At 39.4% G+C, this 21015-nt stretch carries 14 protein-coding genes; 3 read left to right on the top strand and 11 right to left on the bottom strand.

The window, feature by feature from the left end; translation table 11 throughout:
- Positions 1 to 4: 4 nt before the first annotated feature.
- From UABAM_RS23520 to UABAM_RS23500, 5 genes are all read right to left on the bottom strand, one after another.
- Positions 5 to 625, bottom strand: a complete 621-nt coding sequence (locus tag UABAM_RS23520) for a CDP-alcohol phosphatidyltransferase family protein (RefSeq protein WP_151970442.1) — start codon at positions 623 to 625, stop codon at positions 5 to 7.
- Positions 626 to 995: 370 nt separating this feature from the next.
- Positions 996 to 1724, bottom strand: a complete 729-nt coding sequence (locus tag UABAM_RS23515; protein ID WP_151970441.1) for a hypothetical protein — start codon at positions 1722 to 1724, stop codon at positions 996 to 998.
- Between the two features lie 38 nt (positions 1725 to 1762).
- A complete protein-coding gene (locus tag UABAM_RS23510; RefSeq protein ID WP_151970440.1) occupies positions 1763 to 2320 on the bottom strand; it encodes a hypothetical protein in 558 nt (185 codons plus the stop codon).
- A gap of 86 nt (positions 2321 to 2406) precedes the next feature.
- Positions 2407 to 3819 carry a C39 family peptidase gene (locus tag UABAM_RS23505; protein WP_229759436.1) on the bottom strand — a complete coding sequence of 471 codons (1413 nt, stop codon included), beginning with the start codon at positions 3817 to 3819 and terminating at the stop codon, positions 2407 to 2409.
- 326 nt (positions 3820 to 4145) lie between these two features.
- Positions 4146 to 4691, bottom strand: a complete 546-nt coding sequence (locus UABAM_RS23500) for a hypothetical protein (RefSeq protein ID WP_151970438.1) — start codon at positions 4689 to 4691, stop codon at positions 4146 to 4148.
- A 291-nt stretch (positions 4692 to 4982) separates the two neighbouring features.
- On the opposite strand from UABAM_RS23500, the gene UABAM_RS23495 reads away from it, so the two are divergent.
- Positions 4983 to 6302 carry a hypothetical protein gene (locus UABAM_RS23495; RefSeq protein ID WP_151970437.1) on the top strand — a complete coding sequence of 440 codons (1320 nt, stop codon included), beginning with the start codon at positions 4983 to 4985 and terminating at the stop codon, positions 6300 to 6302.
- Positions 6303 to 6553: 251 nt separating this feature from the next.
- Here the strand turns inward: UABAM_RS23495 and UABAM_RS23490 are convergent, their stop codons facing one another.
- Positions 6554 to 7246: a formylglycine-generating enzyme family protein gene (locus UABAM_RS23490; RefSeq protein ID WP_151970436.1), complete on the bottom strand. Its 693-nt coding sequence runs from the start codon at positions 7244 to 7246 to the stop codon at positions 6554 to 6556.
- Positions 7247 to 9472: a WD40 repeat domain-containing protein gene (locus tag UABAM_RS23485; RefSeq protein WP_151970435.1), complete on the bottom strand. Its 2226-nt coding sequence runs from the start codon at positions 9470 to 9472 to the stop codon at positions 7247 to 7249.
- Between the two features lie 343 nt (positions 9473 to 9815).
- Here UABAM_RS23485 and UABAM_RS23480 point away from each other — a divergent pair, with 343 nt between their 5' ends.
- Positions 9816 to 10700: a phosphotransferase gene (locus tag UABAM_RS23480; protein WP_151970434.1), complete on the top strand. Its 885-nt coding sequence runs from the start codon at positions 9816 to 9818 to the stop codon at positions 10698 to 10700.
- 66 nt (positions 10701 to 10766) lie between these two features.
- Positions 10767 to 12323 carry a flavin monoamine oxidase family protein gene (locus tag UABAM_RS23475; protein WP_151970433.1) on the top strand — a complete coding sequence of 519 codons (1557 nt, stop codon included), beginning with the start codon at positions 10767 to 10769 and terminating at the stop codon, positions 12321 to 12323.
- A gap of 29 nt (positions 12324 to 12352) precedes the next feature.
- Here UABAM_RS23475 and UABAM_RS23470 read toward each other — a convergent pair whose 3' ends face one another.
- The 4 genes from UABAM_RS23470 to UABAM_RS23455 all read right to left on the bottom strand — a co-directional run bounded on the left by UABAM_RS23470 (position 12353) and on the right by UABAM_RS23455 (position 20963).
- Positions 12353 to 13057, bottom strand: a complete 705-nt coding sequence (locus UABAM_RS23470) for a hypothetical protein (RefSeq protein WP_151970432.1) — start codon at positions 13055 to 13057, stop codon at positions 12353 to 12355.
- A gap of 120 nt (positions 13058 to 13177) precedes the next feature.
- Entirely contained in the window at positions 13178 to 17641 is a 4464-nt protein-coding gene (locus tag UABAM_RS23465) for a protein kinase domain-containing protein (RefSeq protein WP_151970431.1), read from the bottom strand.
- Positions 17642 to 18292: 651 nt separating this feature from the next.
- Complete coding sequence (locus tag UABAM_RS23460; protein WP_272483566.1) at positions 18293 to 19027, bottom strand: methyltransferase domain-containing protein; 735 nt, start codon at positions 19025 to 19027, stop codon at positions 18293 to 18295.
- 97 nt (positions 19028 to 19124) lie between these two features.
- Positions 19125 to 20963 (bottom strand): serine hydrolase, encoded by a 1839-nt coding sequence (locus tag UABAM_RS23455; RefSeq protein ID WP_151970429.1) that lies wholly within the window; start codon positions 20961 to 20963, stop codon positions 19125 to 19127.
- Positions 20964 to 21015: the final 52 nt, after the last annotated feature.

Raw genomic sequence — 21015 nt, 5'->3', positions numbered from 1 at the left:
CAATCTAGGATGTTTCATCTACATTATCGTTTAGAAGTACTTTGATGAACACGCAAAGCATGCCAACGCTAACAATTTCATATACAATGATTCCCGGCAATGCAATACAACCAAGTGTTGTCATTGAGCCACATACGAAAAACGTGATGGGAAATACAAAATGCGCTAAGTTGCAGTATTCGCAAAAAATGTTGTATTTCATGGGTTTATAATAGACGCGTGTTAACCATCCCCCTTCGTTTGCCAACATCTTTTTCCAACTGGTGTCCTCATAAAGAGTAAAAGCGGCAATGTATAAGGCCACTACCCACTCAAAAACAAGTATCACAGGAGCTATTGCGAGCCCTGAAATCGACCACACAACGGTATGAACCAACATATCGATGGTTAACTCGAATAGCGCCCCAAACTTTGTAGCGTGTCGGTATTTTCGTGCCACATATCCGTCTATGGCATCAATAGCGGAAGGGCCAATGAAAAGCCATATAGCTACGGCAAAACGCAACTCATAACCAAAAGGCCAATTGTTATAATGGTAAAAGTAAATAAAAACGATGGCACACAACAACATAATCAGTCTTATATAGCCTAGAACATTGCATGGGTATAAGAGTATTTTGTTCATTCCTGCTCCTTTTTTGTATGTAAAAGAAGGAGCAAAGCAATTTGCATACCAAACAAATTTATCTGTCAAACATTCTTATTGAGAAATAGTAGAATAGAGGTTTAGAGAAGAAATTACAGGCTGAGGTAGGCGAGGTTAATTAAGTGAGATGTACAACAAAATTTATCGAACTTGATAAAAACTATCAAGTTCATAAGATATGGAATCCAGTAACAGTATGTCGTAATATTAAATTTCAAACATCGTTTAAAGATAGACATTTACTAATATTTGGTGGGGGAGGTGACGAATGAAAGAGTGTTGAAAAACACACTTCCATTCGCAAATTTTTATGATGGCGTGCTCGTCCAGCACACCATCATCTAGGAGATTAAGGTAGGCGTATTCTCTGGCAGCAAACCCAACAAAAACCACAATCTGAGTAATCCAAGTCACGAACGCTACCAATGAAGCGCATTAAACAAGTACCCGTACTTAGACAATGTGATAAACCAAAAGTGTGACCATATTCATGCATGGTAATTTTATACAACCGGCTGCGAAATAATTTTGAGTTCTCTTTACGATGATAATATGATTCGCGAAGACGCGTAAGAGACACGACGAAAACATCTCGCGATAACGAAGCAAGGCCAAACAAATACGCATGAGCGGGAACCGCCATATCTTCATCAATGACACCCATAAGTTTAAAATAATTTTTTCTTTGGCCAGCCAAATAATCATTTAAAAGTCCTGCGCTGTACTGCTTACGGTCTTCCATAAAGGTCTTTTTCGGTATGGGAATAACAGGCAAAACTTTCGTTTCGATATCATACAACTCTTTAAATAAGCGACTAATAGAATCTATATGTGTTTTTTCTATTTCTCCCATTGGTTGAATCGCAATAACTTTTCCGCTAAATCGTTTATCTTGCATCCGCGCGATTACAGGTACTTCTTGTATATCAATTGTTCTATAGTACCAAAAATAATAGCCTGCAAAACCAATAATGGCCAAGCTAAGAATAGTGATAATTCTGTATTTTTGTTTTATCTTAATCAGGATACCCTCCTCTTTGATGGTGCTATTACTTATACTATATTCGCTTTTGCGCAACTAATCCAAAACAACAAGCACCTTTGGAACTTGCGACACTATTTAAATAGCGTACTTAAAAACGACTTTCTTATTACTTTTTCTTCTACTATGATCGAGTTTTCCATCTGTACATTTTCCATCTCTGCCTTCTGCAAAATTCTCCAACAATCGACTACCGGTTTTCTTATATCACCGTTCTCGCAACGCAGCAATTGGACATCGCAATTACTGCATATAAACGGAATATTCCTATCAAACTTTACAGATTTCTTTTTTTCTGACGGCGAAATATCCTGATCTTGCTCTATCTTATAATTTAAAGGTATGCAACATAATAGATCATTTTTACAATGAGGACATAAATATTTTTTTATTTTTGGGTGTTGTGAAAAATCTTCTTTGCAAATTGGTAATGATCGAATACTCCAGTCAATTTTTCTTTGTCCTAGTTTATTTATTACAGTTTTGACAATCTCTGCTTTGCAATCAACACATTGGTATTCTTCACGATGCAACATTCCACCGGTCTCACCGTATAAAGGCCCTCCATTTTTTTTCGATAATTCTTTTTTACAAAAAGGACAGTTTTTCTTTGTTTTTAATTTTCCAAACATGGAATCCTCTATTTTTTTAATTTTCCAGGCGATTCTAAAAGTAATTCTCAGATAAGAATTTGTATTCTAGTAAGAACCGTATTTTTTTATCTTTTAAACCTCAAACTTAATACAAATTTTTGCCACTCACGTTGAAACTGACTCATATCATGCGTTGATAAAATCTCTTTTAGTGTAGCGTAGCCCGTGGGGTCTTTTGCATAATTTTTTCTGAAGGTATGATAATATTTGCGCAGCAACTTCTTTTCTTGCAAGTAGTAACACAAATATCTTGCTTGACTGTAGTTGGTACCCGAATCTTCATTGTAAAATTGGTACCGCGTAGTGGAAGTCAGGGTTTGAAACTTGGGAACGCGATTTGCTAAAATAGCATGTTGTAGTCCTTTTAAACGCCAATTTGTCGAACCGAGTATCAAACCTTTTTCTTCGCGAGATTGTTCGTAAAGAGAGGCCAAACCTTCGTCAAACCACGACGGACATTGCGGAAAATTCGCTCGCATAAACGGATGGACTATTTCGTGAACCAAAGTGCCTCCTCCGGTGCGAATGTTCATAATGAGTACCTTATCCGCGCGTGAGTAGTAACCAAAAGGAGTGTGTGGCTTCGAACCAAACAATTTGTAGGTATTTTGCATATAACTTGTTCTATTGCGAAATAGCCAGATATCGATAATGTCTTCGGGATCTTTACTAAAATAATCCTTTTTCAGTAAATTCACCGCCCATCTCACTGTACGCACAGCACGCGATTTCACCACAACGGGATACTCATCTCCAATAACGACAAACGGCTTTTCAATCACAATGGTAAATTTTTGATTCCCCAAAGTCTTTCTTAGTTTTTTTTTCAATTGTATGATATGTTGTGCATAGTCGGCCTTGGTAAATCGGTGTGTTTTTTTTAAGCGTTTTACTTGATTAATGTCGATATTCATGGGAATACGGATTACTGTCCATGCCACGGATTTGTATTTTAATGGCCACAACTTCAAGAATAATGAACGTTTCATTTTGCGATACGCGCCATTTGCCACGGCGGGTTCATGGTAAATCACTTCATCACGCGTAGCGTCGTAACCTGTGACCAAACGAAAATGCTCGGTGGTATTTGGTTTATCTGCGTAATGCATACATACCACAGAAGGTATTCCACACAACAAGTCTTTATACAATTGTCTCCATTGTTGCAAAACACCTTGTTGGTAGTTGGGGGCTTTCGCTTTATACCATACTTTACCTATTTTGAAACCAATATTTTTCATAGCCACCGCAAATTCAGGAGTATAGCAACCACGCCCCAACTGAGCCTTCGTGGGAGAAAAGTTAAACACTTCATCTTGGGTAATATCAAAACCAAATTTTTGCAGGTACATCGCCACACAAGCCTCTCCACAAAAGTCCGGTTTTTGTCTAATATGCGGAATATCGGCAATCACAATACTTTTCTCTGCCGCAAAACATAAGCTACCAACGAACAGCAGCAAGCAAATATTTTTCATCACAGTCCCTCCATATGGAATTTAGAATTTCCCTAGGGTATACTTCACAATGCGTCACATCGTAATTATATTAATTGTAATACTTTAGGAAAGTAGACTGTATAAAATTTTATATTTTTTACACTGTATGTCAGAAAAAATATCTCACATTTTCGGTATCTGTTACCGCTGCATTGTTTCTATTTATTGTATCGATAAAATGGTGATATTTGAGAAACAAGGCTATCTCGTTGGGATTTCAGGTTCGATTCTTGGCGTGGCCATTCACCAACTCTTCCTTAAAATTGCTATACGTTCCCCTGTATAGGAAACAAACAGTTGCTGAGCTACTCTATAATTGTATCTGAGTGTTCAGAAAGTTTTTTAAAATTCAATAATTGACGACGCATCATGAAAAGATCTCCCCATGCTAAAATTGGTCCAAACAGCCATTTGACAATTGTGTTGGGATATTGAATCACCAATTTTACAACTAAGCGGCAACCACTCTTGTCAGGAAAAACGCAGTAGCTTACCACAACATAACCAAACAGCTTTGCCAGAAAAGATTGCTTGCGCGTATGAATAGTTATGTGTTTATTTTGCTCAAAATCGACGATGTTAAATATAAACATAACGCGTTGCCCAATTTGAAGTTGATCGAGTCCAGGTATGATTTTTTGCGGGCTTTTTCGCCCTAAATTATCGATCAAGTCATAGCTGTAAGGTGCAACACGCATCTGACACAACCAACGGAACACTGTTTTTGAACTTGCGTTTACCGAAACCGCACGGTATAGAGCATCATCACGCTCCTGTAAAACCCCATCACAAGGAAAATCAACAAAATGTTCTTCTTCTCTCATTCCCCATGAACGACTTATTGATCTCATAGCTTTATCCCAAAAAATTGAGTGCTTGTGACTTTGACAAAGTTACTCTATGTACAATACTATCATATACATCGCTATTCTACACCACTTCTTTCGCAGTGTTTGTGAATGGATCTATCTAAATTTTGCGACTCCGTCAGCAAAACCATTGCAATAACACGGTAATGCATTACAATATTCTATCTATAACAAGTTATCAATACACAGTGAAGCTTTCTACTTTGCCGCATCTACACCCCATCATTGATAACCTCTTCAATTCATCAAATTTACCTTACAGAGGAAACTCACATGAGAAAAATATTTTGTTGTTTTATTCTGTTGTCCACTAGCGGACTTCTATTTGCAAATAGCGAAAAAAACGTAATCACCATGATTTTGCAAGATGCAGCTAGTTCAGATTTTTACTACCAGTACACTGACAATATCGCGGATATGATGGAAGAAACTTTTGGAGTGGATCGCCCGGTCGCCATAGACATTCAAGAGACCATTCTCGCAGAAATAAAATCAAACCGCACGCAATACCACGACTATAGCGAAGGTAAGAATTTTGGAGCTATTCGCACAATCATAGATAAAAAACTACCACACAACTCATGGAATACCATACACCGTTTTTTGCGTGCTGTACGCGCCAAAGATGCGGACACAGCGAAAAAGTTTGTTCACGTTGAAGAAGGCAAGTCTTTCAAAATCGAGGATTTTGACGTTACCGCCATTGACAATATGCTCACCAACAAAAGTAACAGACACATCTGGCCCGAGTTTGAAATGGAAATTAAGATGGAATTTGCAAACGGTGGTGAAGTAGAGCAGGAAGCCACATTAAGGGTAGATGAAAAATGGGCGTCGTCCTATGGTATGCAAAGCAAACTTAGAAAAACTGCAAATAAGTTATTTCAGTGGATGGTGTTAAGTTCTGACCTAGACAAAGTTGACGGTGACATCAAAGTAGAGTACCAATTTGAATGTGAAGGCTCTCACAAAACCAAAACGGAAATCACCACCGCACGTAAAAATGGTAAATGGGGTGTACTTGCCATAGATAGAGCTCATATTCGAAAAGCGACACCAGCAGGGGGAATCGGAGTCGATGGTCCAGGTCAACAAAATTGGACTTCCCCCTGGGAAACCGTTCAAAAATTTGTCGCGGCAATCGAAGCAAAAGACCAACAAGCTCTAGAAAAAGTCGCTCACTACAAATCCACCCGAAAAAATTATTTCGACGTCAAACGCCTTGATTTTGACATAAATAGCGATGTCACTGATTTAAAAAAATGGGTCAGCGCTAAACCTTTAGATGCCTCGGAAATCTCCGTGGAATGTTTGTACGGGACAGACGAAGCAGACGAAGCATTTGCGATGGAAACGCAAGTAGAATTCTCTAATTGTCCACCAGCTGCCACAACAAAAATACACCAAAACGCCCACAAAGCCATTCAACATTTATTAAACGACAATGATTGGATGGAATATGCCGTAAGCGATCAAACCGTTGTGGGCTACAAACTAAGTCTCAAGACAAAAGATGGCAAAAAGTCACACGTACGTTTATTTGTCGACTGGACTGGCGACAAGTGGATGGTAACCGGCTACGATCACCAATAAAAATTTTCAGACAGGATTGACAAGACGAAACAGGATAAAAAAGATACATCAACTAGGAAGTTAAAATCAAATTACAAAAAACAAATTTGTTTTATTTTATCCTGTCTATCCTGTCTATCCTGTCTATCCTGTCTATCCTGTTAATCCTGTCTAAATTTCTTTTTTCTTGATTTGGACATGTCCCGTTTCGTAACTCAATATACCAATCACTCGGCAAGGTCATTTTGATCCTTTCTTTGCGCGGCGGCTATCTAATTGTTGTAATCTTTACAACACATAACGGTACGAAAACCAATACATTCAGGACGTGGATAATGATGCATTGCTATATTGTGAACGTCCTCTCCAGGAAGACGCATAAAACTGTCTTGGATAACTCGATAGCCTTTTCTTGTGGTACCTGTGGGGTTTTTTTCTGGCATGTATCTATAGTAGCCTTCGTCGTAGTAATCACTGCACCATTCCCACGCCATTTCTGGTACATTGATCTGTGGAACATACCGATCTTCTAAACCACCGCGATTCGCTTTCACCCACTGTGCTTCTGTCGGTAATTTCTTGTTGCACCACATAGCATAGGCATTGGCTTCGAACCAACTTACCGCAGTAACCGCATCGTAAGGATGACTTTTGCCAGCTTTATGGCGCTCCTCTTGCAATTGTTTATATTCCGTACTTTCTCTAAATGGCCAGTATTCTTCTTTTTCGTACCCACCACACTCGATAAATTTCGCGAATTGTTCGTTGTTCACAGGATTGAGATCTATAAAATAGCTGTCGAGATATATCCTGCGCAAAGTGTCATGAATAGTCCCTAGCTCCCAATCTAAAGCCGGTCCCATCGAAAACCACCCTTCGGGAATATAGGTAAGTAATGAATTATCTTTTTCACAAACAACGTGCTTGCCCATTTTGTAAAATCCTTCGGGAAGTATTTGCTGCATTTACCAACCTCCGCATAATTGAAGTATATAAACATTTTTTCCTAAAAAGCCTGTAACAATGTTGTTTGGCGCTAGTTGCACGTCGCGAATAGCCGGGCAAAAAAAGGCAACGGTCTTTTTTTCCTTTTGGCACTTCACCAGTATTTTTTGTTTTTGGACTTCCAACAAGAACCTCTCAGGCTTTGCACTTTCTATCGCCAAAGAATTTTTTTCCTTTTCATGCTCCAAACACACTCCACTTTGTGCGTCCCATATCTTTACACTACCGTTTGAACAAATACTCGTAAGTTTATTGTCTTCACTCCACATTACACTTTTTACGTATTCTCCGTGTTTAAGTGCATGAACAAGCTGCCCCTCATTATCCCAAATCTTTATGGTTTCTTTCTCTACGGGAATTTTCTGTTCGGGAAAGGTTATTCCAAAGGGATTAGACACAGGGGTAATTCCGCATACGCTATCGCGAATGCTTTCGCTTGATTCAAAAAAGTATGTGTCCCCTGATATAGTAACAAGCATTGTGTCGTTGTTGTTCCAACTTGCAAAAGAAGGATCTTGACCGTGTTCCACGGTGTACAATATCTTCTCATCTCGAATATCTATTACCTTTACAGCACTGTCTTCTGATACTACGGCAATTTTGCGATTGTCACAACTCCAATGCACATTAAATATAATCTCTTGCGTAGTAAAAGAGCAAATAGGTATACCTGTTTCGCAATCCCATATCATCAACTCGCGCTTCGCAATAGAGGCCAGGTATTTACCATTTTTACTACGACTGAGTCTTTTTATTCGCTCTTTATGTCCCAAAAGTGCACAAGTAAAATTACTTTTCTGATCACTCCATACCCTGACAACACAATCTCCTGCGGCATGGATGTACTTATTCTTCGCTTGATGTGCATTCTCTGAATACTTACTCGTATCCAGCAATTTTTTACTCTGCACATCCCACACACTTAGTTCGCGATCACATTGTTGGTAGATAATTTCTCTATCGTTACCACTCCAGTATACATTTTCCATTTCCCACCACATCTTATCGTGAAAAGGATGCGATTCTGTTTCCAATATATACAACAACTCTCCATTTTCTCCATCCCACACTCTCACCTTGTGGTCGTCTAGCGTAGAAGCTATTTTGCGACCATCGCAACTCCAACTTAGATGAATTCCTTCTATTTTGTAAAGAGTTTTCCCTGTAATCACACTCCAAATCTCTTGATTACAAGCTATTTTTTCACTTTTAGGATGCCAACATATACTGCAATGCATTTCACGAGTGATGTGAAAAGTGTTTTGCTTTTTCCCAAGTGAAACATCCCAAATGGTCACCTCATCTATCCCAGCACAAGCGATTTTGTTGCCATCAGGACTCCAACTTATACTGCGAATCGCTTTTTCTTCTGTCAAAATACACAATTGCCTTTTTGTCTCTATATCCCAAATAAAGGTATTTTTAGCGGCAACGATGGCTACTTTTTTTCCATCATGGCTAAAACTAAATGTCGTTTTTACCTGTGAAAAAGAATGCAGCAACTCTCCTTTTTCTGCGTCCCATATTTTCACTTCACCATCATACGCTCGAGAAATAAGGCTGCTGCCATCATCACTCCACTCTAACTGAGTGATATTATCTTCATGACCTATCAATCTATACAAAAGTTCCCCATTTGTTTTCCATATGTGAATGACATTGTCTATTGCCGCAGCAATGTGAGCCCTGTTCGAAGTTGTTATACCGATTTCCCCCCTACAATCCCGCAAGACATGTAACCATTTATCATCGAGAAAAATAGGTAACGGACGTAGTGATTTTAACCATTTATGACTTTCTATTTCTTTTTGTTCACGCCAATATTCAACTACATGACATAATTTATTTTCTGAATCCGGTACTCTTCTAGCAGGGCAATGCACGCTAGCTTCAGGAGAATCATACCAATAACCATAATTCCACACAGTTTGAAATACGCTTTGAGGGTGATCACAGAGAAGAGTTGCCTGTACTTCGAAAGCACGTACCAACATTTTCAATACATTGCCATCAACAGAAATGTTAGGAACCACCTCAATACAAAATTCATCAGGAAGCTCCTCCACAATTTGTTTGTACTCAGCGATAACCTCTTCAAAATTTTCCTTCGCAAATTTATTCTCAATCACTTGGATTTGACAAAGCTCTTTTACCTTTTTATTGATTTTTTCTTCTTTTGAGATCATACTTTCCCCATTTTATTTAGAGTATGTGTATTCCGTGTATTATAGACGTGTGAATTGTATGTTTATTAAAAACACTAGATAGAATAACTCAGGCCTGTTGAACTTTTCTTGGCGTGCACAAGCATAAGAACTCTCAAAATCAAGATCGGTCGAGAATAAAAATTTGTAAAGAAATGAGAAATCTACAGCAAAATCGAGGATGGTGTTTGTAAATACAAGGCATAGATCATTATGACAGAACTAAAACAGATTGTAAACACTCTCATCAAAATTACCAGTACCCCATTGAAATAGTGATGCAATACACTACAATAAAACTAAATTCACTGATAGAAAGGTAGCTATGTCTTTAAACGAAAATCCAAATCAAGAAGTCATTTCACGAATAGAAAAAATAGCTGGTACTCGAATAGAGAATTATTCATTGGCAACCACTGGCTATACCCCGGCACTGCGCTTAGTGTGCCAAGGTAAGGATAGTCGTTTTTTTGCCAAGGTAGGAGTAACATCCGCAACTAGCCAATTTTTACGCCGAGAAATAGCAGTTTACAAAAAACTAAATGAGGACTTTATGCCAAAATTAGTGGGCTATGACGAAAGCGAAGTAGACCCCATCCTTATCATAGAAGACCTTTCCCATTGTCACTGGCCACCTATGTGGAATCAAAATTACATTGAACTTGTTCTCGAACAAGTAGAAAAGATGCACAACACACAAGTGGATATGGAAAGCTTTCTACAAGTTCACGGAGAATGGAATTCGAGCTGGAAAGAGGTCGAAAAAAATCCAAGACCTTTCCTTTCCATCGGTTTCGCAGATGAAAAATGGTTGACGAAGAATCTTCCTCTACTCATAGAAAACGAAATGTCCTGCTCCCCAGAAGGAAATTCATTCATACATCTCGACTTACGTAGCGATAACATTTGTTTTACCGAAAACAAATGCCTTATAATCGATTGGAATCATTCTTGTTTGGGCAATGCAAAACTTGATCTGGGATTCTGGCTACCAAGCCTTGCATACGAAGGTGGTCCTAATCCCGAAGAAATACTACCCGATGCCCCAGAAATTGCCGCTTGGATTTCCGGTTTTTTTGCCGCAAATGCGGGTTTGCCAATGATAAAAGACGCCCCGCACGTTCGTACGGTGCAAAAGAAGCAGCTGAGAACCTCTCTCGCTTGGGCAATTAGAGCTTTGGGATTGGAGCCATTGGAAAATCTGAAATGATAAAATTCTTTCGTAGTTAAAAAGTATCTTCAACGTTATTGATGTAAATTTCAGAAAGAGAATGTTATGAATCAAAATTCTATGTCACGACGAAATTTTTTAATAGCACTAGCAGAAGCAGGCGGTGCTAGCGCCCTTTATGGAGCGATGGTTACGATGGGATTAATGGCAACACCCACAGCGTATGCTGGTCCACCGGAACTACCTGCTGGTTCTGGTAAAGGGAAAAAAATTGTCATTATTGGGGCGGGACTAGCGGGCCTAGTTGCGGCATATGAATTGTCAAAGGCTGGTTATCATTGTACTATTCTCGAAGCTCGCGGACGTTGTGGGGGGCGAAGTAAAACTGTTCGCGCGGGTGACAAGATACATGAAAGTGACAGTGTACAAATATGTAAGTTCGATTCAGGCAAAGAGATGTATTGCAATCTCGGCCCCGCACGTTTTCCAACCGATCATTCCGCTCTTATCGGATATTGCCAAGAACTCGGTGTTGAGTTACAAATACTAAATAATCATAATCCCTTTGCTTATTTACATGATGACTCCGCTTTTGCCGGTAAACCTCTACAAATAAGAGAAGTCTCTACAAATAGTCGCGGTTTTATCAGTGAATTGCTCGCGAAAGCCATTAGCAAAAATGTTCTAGATAAAGAGCTCTCCAAAGATGACAAAGAAAAAATGCGAATGCTTTTAAAGGCATATGGTGACCTTAATGACGTTTTCCTTTACAAAGGTTCGGACCGTTCTGGCTATGCGAAAGGCGGGAGAGTAAATCTTGGTATCAAAAAAGCTCCTATTGACTTATCCGAGTTATTGAAGTCCGATTTTTGGCATTATAAAATGAATTGGGGAGAGATACTAGGTCAAGGACCGATGATGTTGCAACCTGTTGGCGGAATGGATATGATCATCAAGGGTTTTGAGAAAAAAGTTAGCCATCTCGTTACCAAAAATGCCGTAGTCAAAAAAATCATCAATACCACCAAAGGAGTTACAGTCGTATACCACGAGAAAAAGGAAGAAAAGACAATCCATGGCGACTTTTGTATCAATACAATTCCCATACCTGTTTTAAAGGGTATTGAGACAGACTTTTCGGCTGAATTTAATCGCGCTATGCATGCTGTACCTTATTTAAATTATCTCAAAATTGGTTTTCAAGCTAAACGGCGATTCTGGGAGAAAGATTGTCACATATATGGAGGGATATCTTGGACAAACCAGGACATCACGCAAATATGGTATCCTTCCAGTGGTTTTAATTCACAAAAAGGTATTGTCGTTGGTGCTTACATTTTCGACAATGCCATTTCGGAAAAAATAGGAAAATTGACTCCTACGCAACGTCTGGCATTGGCAAAAAAGCAAGGCCAAAAAATTCATCCTACTTATAGTGATGATGTCGAGCATGGTGTGAGTTGTGCTTGGCACAAGGTACCTTATAGTTTGGGAGCAATGACCATTGAGGCGGAACATCTCATTCCGATTCTTGAGAAACCACAAGGACACACCTATATGGCAGGCGCAGATATCAGCTACCTCGGACATTGGCAGGAAGGTGCCGTGTTGTCTTCTCATCATACAATAGAAAGAATTCATCAGAGAGTTCAAAAAGAATAGTTACTTCATTGGGATAACACAGCCTAAATTCACCCAAAACTTTTTGTTATTTGTTGACGAATTTTTTGTGTAAGATCTTGTTGGGAAATAATGTCACCGTGTGCAGGTATTAAATTTTGTGGAGGGTGAGAATCTAGTAGCCCTAAAATCCACTTACGAAAATTGCGCCGGCTCTTTATAAAGAGCCATTTCCACTGACGGGTAAAACGCAATCCAGGAGCCATGTTTAAAAATCTGAGCAAGGTTCTACCAAAAATGTTTTTTGGTAGAATACAAATATTCATCATGCCATCGCAAACAATCCAGGTCGTTCCTTTTTCACCTTTGACAACAAACCAAATTTCCCCAAGGCGCGAACCAGGAACTTCTACGATATTGATATAATCAGGAAGTAAAGTTTTTAGACTTTTCAAATTTTGCATATTTGTATGCCCCAATTTACGCAAACGTTTTTTCGCCGCATGGGAACACACGGAAATTGCATTGGTAAAAGATTCTTGCCACGCTTTCAGTCCCATGTTATGGACGCTATTTGGGGCCACTAAAATTTGTGGAACATTTTTTGCAAAAAAATCTTTCGATTTTGTGGCGAGACTTTTTCCAGGACTGACGATAGCATAATTATCGTTTACCAGACGTACGCATATCGAACGCGCACGAGCGGCTCCCACACGATAGTCCGCAATCCAAATTCCTGCTTGTTCATCAAAAACAGACCAAACTTGAGTTGACATTATTCTAATCCTAATAGATGTTACACGATTGATTTAGTAAAGTTCCAGAAGTCCCTCTTGATTTTAGGAGTGAGAGGATGATGGCGAAAAACTCGATCTTCAGCTACACAACTGTTTTTATTACTCTAGCCTCCATAAACGTGAAGGTAAATCAAAGTTTTCGACCTGCTGAAAAGGAGAAACTTGTTTTCCAAACAAATATTGCGTAAAAAGTTTTGGATGGGTGTTGAGATTGTACTCAATTAACCATCCAGGTATATCTAAACGATAATCGAACATGGAATCTTTGGTATATTTTTGTTTTTGCGGTGGCATAAAATTACGTGTCCACAATGGCAAGGGATGTGTGGCTTTACGAATCGTTGGAGGAATAACTTGCGAAATGCTGATTTTATCCTCAGAAGGGTAGTTCGTAAGTATTGCCTGGTCAGCAGAGTCTAACTGGGTGACTTCCGCGCCTTTCTCTGGTTTGTAGATCGTTCGCAGTGGCGCTTGTTTTTTCACATCCCAGATCACTGCTTGGTCGGCCGTTTCACATAATAAATAATTGCTATCGGCGAGAAAAAATCTTCTCTCGATAGGTTTTATATTATCCAGTTTGTACGTCCTTTTATCCTTTAATCCATTCACAATTAGAGCTTTGCCTTTTTTGTGTACAAGATAACGTCCATCACCACTCACCATAGGTTTTTGTACAAGAAATCTGTTCGTGGTTTTGCTATCTTTGGCATCGTTAAATAGGGCCAAACTTTCTGACAAAGAAGCGAATCCCTGGGGAATAAAAAAAGCCGACACGGATCTGGATTGAGGATGTTCCGCCATTTTGTGGAGAAGTTTTTTGTCCTGGAAACGCCACAACGCGACCTCTCCCTCCGACGTGCTGAGAAAATGCTTTCCATCTGTGGAAAAAGTAATGTCCCTTATATACGAAGTATGCGCTTGGGACAATAACTCTACTTGTTTTTTTCGATAATTCCAAAAATACAAGTCGTTGTCTCTCGCAACAATGGCAGAGGAATTGTCTATCGCAAAAGCAAATTCAGAAGGCCGCGTGTGGGTTTCTTTCTCCAGAGAAGCGATTTGCCTTCCTGATATGATATCGACAATACTACATTTTATTCCGGAAGAAATAAACACCACCTTGTCGTGTACGATTACCTGATTTACGGGGGCGGTATTTTTTTCTACGTAGGTGAGTAATTTTTTTCCCGAAGTATTCCACACAAATACTTTATTGCCTTTGTGGGTTACGAATTTTTTATTCCCTGGAAGAAAAGCATTCTTGCCATACAAATAACTGAGAAATCTACCTTCGACAATGACCGGCTTACCCAAGCTAGCTATGTCAAATAGTGCAATGGAGGACTTTGTCGTGTCCAAATAAAATCGATTTGACTTTGTGGATCCGACTAAAAATTTGTTGCTACGATCAAATACAGTAAAACCACTGAAATAGAAACCGCTTTTTTGCAAAGTAAAGTCGACAACCCTAATTCGTCCTTCCTCTGTACATAGTAACTGATTGTTACCGTGAAAGATGGCATTTCCAGGACTGTAAGATAAAGACTTCTCTGTTTGATTGAGTAACTTTTTATGCAGTTGTTTTCCTGTAGACACATCGAAAAAACTCACTGCATCAAACTGTCCAACAGCCATCACCTTACCATCTGTAGAATATCTGAGCGATAGAACTTGACCAGATACAGGTACTTTATACAAAATTTTATGTGTAACAGTGTCCCATACCAAAACATTTTTATCCTGGCTCGATCCGGATACGGCTATTTTTTTTCCATCTCTACTAAATTGCACCTGGCTGCAGTATAGTAGATTTTTCCCATTTTTTAAACTGACAATGTCATAGTCGTTCGTTATATCGCGAAGCACGACTTCGCGTGCTTTCGCAACCGCAAGAATTTTATTGTCAGCGGACATATTTATCTTGTAAATAGCATTATAACCACCGCGAGCGCGACTTTCTCTGTTTGGCCGCTTATATATCTGTTTTATGAGTTTACCGCTCTGAGCGTCGTGGACGAATATTTTGAATGGGGTTGCGACGATCAGCCATCTACTGTTGGGGCTGAGTAAATAATCGCTAATGCCATCGTAGTAACTGAGTTGATATTTCTCCTCACCACTTTCGATATCCCACATTGTTACCCGCCATGAATTTTTGATGGCTAGCGTTTTTTCATCTGGGCTAATTTGTGCAATGTCTTCCGGCAAGTATTGGGAAATCCTTCTCACCGTTTTGCCTTGAATATCTAAAGTAGGAACATTGTGCGAAAGGTTTTTGAGATAGACTTCTTGCGAACGTGTGTTTGGCCTTCCAGGAGAACACAACCATCTTTTATTGGCAATATCCCATAGGTAAATATGACGGCTTCCATCGCATATGGCTACAGCCCAGTGTGAAAATGCAAAATCAATATGTGAAACATCGTTGTAAAACTTATATTCCCACATCTTTGTGCCCCGAAGACTGTAGAGCACCACTTGTTTTTTATCTACGACAACAATTCCGATAGGAGAAATTCGTATCTTTTGTCCCTTAGTATTTATTTTAGACAACGGTTTACTTTTGTGCCACAGCACCAACTGATCTCCCGTAAGAGCGGCGATATTACCGCTGGTTGGATCTACCGCTAGTTCGCGAATCTTTTCTCCAACGGAAAACTTTTGATATGCTTTTTGCGCTGCCACGTCTCTAACAAAAACCTGGTTGCCTACAGCAAATGCAATCTCATTTTTCGATAGAAAAGCCGCCCCATTTCCTTCGACCATCCATTCTTCGGCTTTTGATTGATTTTTGATATTCCACAGGGTGATGCTTTTCGCGGACTGGGTAACAAGAAAAGTACTGCTTTGGTCAAAATCAATGCTGGAAATACCTTTCTTTTCCACACGCCATTTTTCTACTCGCTGAGGAATGTCCCAAACAATAATACTGTTTTCATCTACGGTGGCCAAATATTTGCTATCCGTGCTAAACTTGACGAGATTTACATGGCGAATGTGACCGGTTAAATCCAATATCTTTTCCCCATCTATGTGGTACAAGGTCAGGCCATTTTCTCCGCGAGAGGAAAACGTAACCACATACTGATTATCAGGGCTGAAATGAATCATGTCATAACGTAATCCACGACCATAGTTATACTTCTGACTTAAAACACCAATATCCTGTAAGCAAGCACGAATATAGCCTTTTCCTTTTTCTCTAAGACACGAAACATCTTCGCCCTCGATATTTTTGATGTACTCGAGTGCTGTCCCCACGAGAGCACCACATTCTCGCCACTTTTTGTGATGATAACTTTCTGCAGCCTGACTCATGGAAATTTTTGCTAGTGCCACAGCTCTTTCCCTTGCTAGTTCGGTTTTTTGTGCTTTTTCACGCTCGGCACTCTTCCACTGGAAAGCAGAGAAAATAGCGCCGGCAAACACCAATAGATACACAGCAATACCAGTCAATACAGCGAACCGGTGTCGTAAAATAAATTTATAGGTTATATTCCACACAGAAGGTGACTTTGCGCTTACAGGACGATTTTCAAGAAAGTTTTGCAGATCTTTGGCCAGTGCTTTTGCATCGTCATAACGCCGATCAGGATTTTTTTCTAAACATTTTAGACAAATCGCCTCTAGTTCTCCCGGTACATCTGGGTTCAAAACACGGGGACGAATAGGCTCTACGCTTAAAATCTGCATAACGATATTGATGTAAGTTTCTCCTTGGAAAGGAGGACGTCCCACAAGAGAGGCGTACAGGCTAGCTCCTAGAGAGTATATATCGGAGCGCCTATCTATTTTCTCCCCATTTGCCTGTTCCGGTGACATATATAAAACCGTACCCACCACATTTCCAGTTTTGGTCAAACTGTTTTCCTGATTTACCTTGACTAAACCAAAGTCCATTAGTTTAGGTTGACCTTGCGAATCCATCATGATATTTGCTGGTTTGATGTCGCGGTGTATGAAGTTTTTTTTGTGCACGGAATGCAACGCCAAAGCCACTTTTTCCATAATCCGCGCATATTTTTTAAACTCTCGCACCTCTTCACCTAATAGGTCTTTGAAAGTTTTTCCCTCAATATATTCCATGGTAAAAAAACAATTTGGCTGGTCACCAACTTCTAAAATTTTCACAATATGCGGGTGGTTCAGTTGCGCGGTGACAGATGCCTCTCGCATAAATCGTTGCGCTTCTTCGGGAGAAAAATCAGCATTTAGCATCAACTTTAAGGCCACAACACGTCGCAATTTGGTGTCAAAAACTTTATAGACGACTCCCATGCCCCCTTGCCCCAATTTTTCTTGTATCTCATAGTGGAGAAACATTTTGTTTTGCGGCATTACCTTTTCAGGAATAACTTCTTCTACAGAAACATTGTTCGTCATATCCATGATTTCTTGAATTTGTTGTGAGTTGAGAAGATTGTACTTTTGGAATATTTGCATCAGAGTGGCCTGTGGATATTGCTGCTGTATTTGCAAAGCTTTTTGCAGATGCTCAGGTTTAATAAAACCAAAAGACACAGCTCTCTGCGCCATTTCTAAGTCATGATTTTTGGAGTGCATTTTTTCTATCTTTTTGGTGAAGGTTTTTTGATTTTATTATACTTTAGGCTTTGCAAAATTCTAACAAAATTAGAAAGTGTCATTACTGACTCGAGTTTTCGCTATATTCAAATAATCAAGTCTGTCACTCAAAATAAATACAAGTCTGTCACTCACAAACGAGTCTGTCACTCAAAATAGATACTCAAAATAAAAATACAAAAGAGTCTGTCACTCAAAATTTGTCCTAAAAATTTGTAACTCAAAATTATAAAAATTAGTCGCTTTGTACCAAAATTTTGGTAGTTTAGATAGGCCTTCTATATCAATACTAGGTATCTAAATGACTCTTTAGAGAAAGTACAAACAAGCAATCTACATTTACAAGTGAAATAAGGACCTATCAATGGATGAAAACAGACAAAGAGCAGGACAAATTACGTGCCTGATGTTACTCTACTTTGGAGCAGCGATTTTTTTTGGTTTCAGAGCCTCTGTTCCTTACTCACCGTAATATCTATTTTGCAAATTTTGTTACTTAATGACGAAGCGTTTTCTGATTCTTTTACTTCGTAACACGATAAAAAGTAGTACCCATAAGTAACATTTATTTTCTTTTGCCTACTCATGTTACAAATGGGATTTACCGCAGAACTGTTTTATTTCTAAACTTTAAATTTTCGTTGCACGAAATAGTGCACCAACTGTAAATTTAGAGGTAGCTACACCAGTCATTGCCACATGTTCAACTTGTGTAAAACCAACTGTTTGCATCAACTCGATAAGATTCCAAACTGGAATCGCTCCCCCTACTCAGTCAGACCACGCATCCAGGTTGTTGGCTATTTTATCAGGTAGGTCTTTGTCTAGAACGATATCGGCAAATTGAAAGCGACCGCTGGGTTTTAGCACACGGTAAATTTCCTTGAAACTCTCGCTCTTTAAAGGAGAAAGATTCAACACTCCATTAGAAATGACAACATCAAACGTGTTGTCTGCAAATGGAATTTTTTCAGAACTACCAATACAAAGTTGACCATTTGTTACACTCATTTTTTCCAGGTTAGTCCGCGCCTTGTTTACCATCTCAGGAGTTAAATCAATTCCATGTACTTGTCCTGCTGCACCAACGAATTGATGCGCAAAAATAAGATCAAACCCCGCACCGCAACCCACATCAAGAATCACTTCTCCCTCATTAAGCGGACCTAGAGAAAAAGGGTTCCCTACACCGCAAAAAGATACGAATATCTCATCGGGGACATGCCCAAGTGTTGATAAATCGTATCCCAATGCCATAGCACCTTCTTTTGCCGTGCGATATTTGAATTTACCTTTTACTGAATGAGATACTTCGGTGTATTTTTTTCGTATTGCGTTGCGAATCTCTTCGATATTCTCTGTCATCTTTTATCCGTCCTGTTTATACAATTACATGTACAAAAAAGTAACCCCAACCAATTAGAACAAAGCAATTAGGAACAAGTTTGTCTATAGTTTGTTTCTAACGTTTTTCTGATTTTCCTTCTGGAGATTTGTTGTTTACTTTTTTTATAAATTTGATTTCAGCAACTCCTACTTGTAGTAAAGCTGATACACTTGCTATTTCACCGGTAGCACTTGTGACAAATGTCCATAGAGGTTTAACTCCCTCCCATGCTGTTTGTGACTCCGTGAAAAAGGTATCATAATGACCATGACCTAAGCTGGTCGATATATTGTTGTAAGTTAAATGTAGTTTATGGTCTTTCATTTCCACAACAAGTTCTCCGTAACCAGGGTTTTCATATGTCCCTACATAATCTTTTAACTTGTGTGAAGGGGATGTTCCTTGTACAAAATTAACTTTTTCTGCTGGCTTGATCATTTTTTTGGCTGCCTGAATCTGTGCCCATAATTTCGAGTGGCGATCAACAGGCTTTTTATCTAGGAGAACATCGGTAATATGCAACGATGCAAGGTTGGCAAAAACATTGTTGCTGTTGGTAAGAATCGCCATGGCAAAACCCTTTTTGGGTAAAACGGTGACTTGGGCCCTAAAGCCATCTATCGATCCACCGTGTTGTGACAAATATTCTCCACGATATACATCAATAAACCATCCCAATCCGTAGCCGATGGCAATTTTATCATCTTTAGAATATCCTTGCATAGTCATATGCGCCGTGTGCATGTCCTGTAAGCCTTTTTGGCTAATAATGCGTTTGCCATTAAATTCCCCATGATTTATATGAAGTTGTAACCACTTTGCCATATCTTGGGCATTGGAATTAATAGAACCTGCTGGCCCTATATTGTCTATTTGACGCAGGGGAATTTCCTCAAGTTTTTCGTCATGTATGTGGTAAGGAGTTGCAAAGTCAGCTGCTTTTTGAGAAACGTCTACAGAAAAATTGCTGTTGTTCATCCCTAGAGGAGCGAATATTTCATTGTGCACGATGTTTTCCCAGGTACTATTTGCGACCTGACCTGCGATATAGCCAGCAGCCATGTACATGTGATTTTGATACTGCCAGGTGGTACGAAAAGGTTTTGTAGGTTCAAGGTAACGCAAGCGCTGAAATAACTCTACGCGAGATACGGAAGAGCCGTACCACATCAAATCGTGACGGGGAAGACCACTACGATGTGTCACCAAGTCGCGCAATGTCATGTGCTTACTTACATACTCATCTTTTACAGCGAATGTGGGGACATAAGTTTGAACGGGAACATCCCAATTTAGCTTACCTTTGTCTACTAAAATACCGATAGACATTGTAGTAAAAGCCTTACTAGTAGACCCAATGGCAAACAACGTGTTTTTCGTTACCGGAAGTTTTTTTGCCATGTGGCGATATCCATAGCCTTTGGTAACGAGAACACCATCCTCGGTGACAACAGCCAATGCTAAACCAGGAACATTCCACAACGGCATTTTTTCTGTGATATAAGCATCGATATTTTTCAGTGCTTTCTTTAACTTTTGACTCTTTGCCTCTTGAACTTCCTTAGATTCCAACTTCAAATAGAAGGTAAATTTTTGCCCTTGTTGCACAAAATAGCCTACGAGGGTATCTTTGCTTTTTTCGCCTTGAAAAGAGGCGTTTCCCGATGAACCCGTAATCACAAATGTCACTTTGTTTCCTTGTGTGTTTATCTCGTAAAGAGGTAAGCCCTTAACCCCCTGTTGTGGAATGTCCATTTTCCCCTGCCATTTTTCGCCATCAAGGTGAAACTTGGCGTGTATTTTCAGCTGTGTTCCTGGTATTTCAATATGTCCGTTCCATTTTCCGGAAAGATTCGCGTTTTGAGCTTGGCAAATCGCGATAAAAAAAACAAATAAAAGTATAATATTTCTCATATTTATACGACAGGTAAAACCTGTGCCCCTTCCTTGGTTGATATTCAAAAAT

This window comes from Candidatus Uabimicrobium amorphum (assembly GCF_009002475.1).
GTDB classification, from domain to species: domain Bacteria; phylum Planctomycetota; class Uabimicrobiia; order Uabimicrobiales; family Uabimicrobiaceae; genus Uabimicrobium; species Uabimicrobium amorphum.
Note: the sequence above shows the minus strand (reverse complement) of the source record. Positions and strands in the feature narration are given on the sequence as shown.

Coding starts and splice junctions, on each gene's coding strand:
- UABAM_RS23490 (WP_151970436.1), bottom strand. CDS start 7,246: ATGCAGCAAATACTTCCCGAAGGATTTTACAAAATGGGCAAGCACGTT.
- UABAM_RS23480 (WP_151970434.1), top strand. CDS start 9,816: ATGTCTTTAAACGAAAATCCAAATCAAGAAGTCATTTCACGAATAGAA.
- UABAM_RS23510 (WP_151970440.1), bottom strand. CDS start 2,320: ATGTTTGGAAAATTAAAAACAAAGAAAAACTGTCCTTTTTGTAAAAAA.
- UABAM_RS23485 (WP_151970435.1), bottom strand. CDS start 9,472: ATGATCTCAAAAGAAGAAAAAATCAATAAAAAGGTAAAAGAGCTTTGT.
- UABAM_RS23505 (WP_229759436.1), bottom strand. CDS start 3,819: ATGAAAAATATTTGCTTGCTGCTGTTCGTTGGTAGCTTATGTTTTGCG.
- UABAM_RS23520 (WP_151970442.1), bottom strand. CDS start 625: ATGAACAAAATACTCTTATACCCATGCAATGTTCTAGGCTATATAAGA.
- UABAM_RS23500 (WP_151970438.1), bottom strand. CDS start 4,691: ATGAGATCAATAAGTCGTTCATGGGGAATGAGAGAAGAAGAACATTTT.
- UABAM_RS23470 (WP_151970432.1), bottom strand. CDS start 13,057: ATGTCAACTCAAGTTTGGTCTGTTTTTGATGAACAAGCAGGAATTTGG.
- UABAM_RS23465 (WP_151970431.1), bottom strand. CDS start 17,641: ATGCACTCCAAAAATCATGACTTAGAAATGGCGCAGAGAGCTGTGTCT.
- UABAM_RS23475 (WP_151970433.1), top strand. CDS start 10,767: ATGAATCAAAATTCTATGTCACGACGAAATTTTTTAATAGCACTAGCA.
- UABAM_RS23455 (WP_151970429.1), bottom strand. CDS start 20,963: ATGAGAAATATTATACTTTTATTTGTTTTTTTTATCGCGATTTGCCAA.
- UABAM_RS23495 (WP_151970437.1), top strand. CDS start 4,983: ATGAGAAAAATATTTTGTTGTTTTATTCTGTTGTCCACTAGCGGACTT.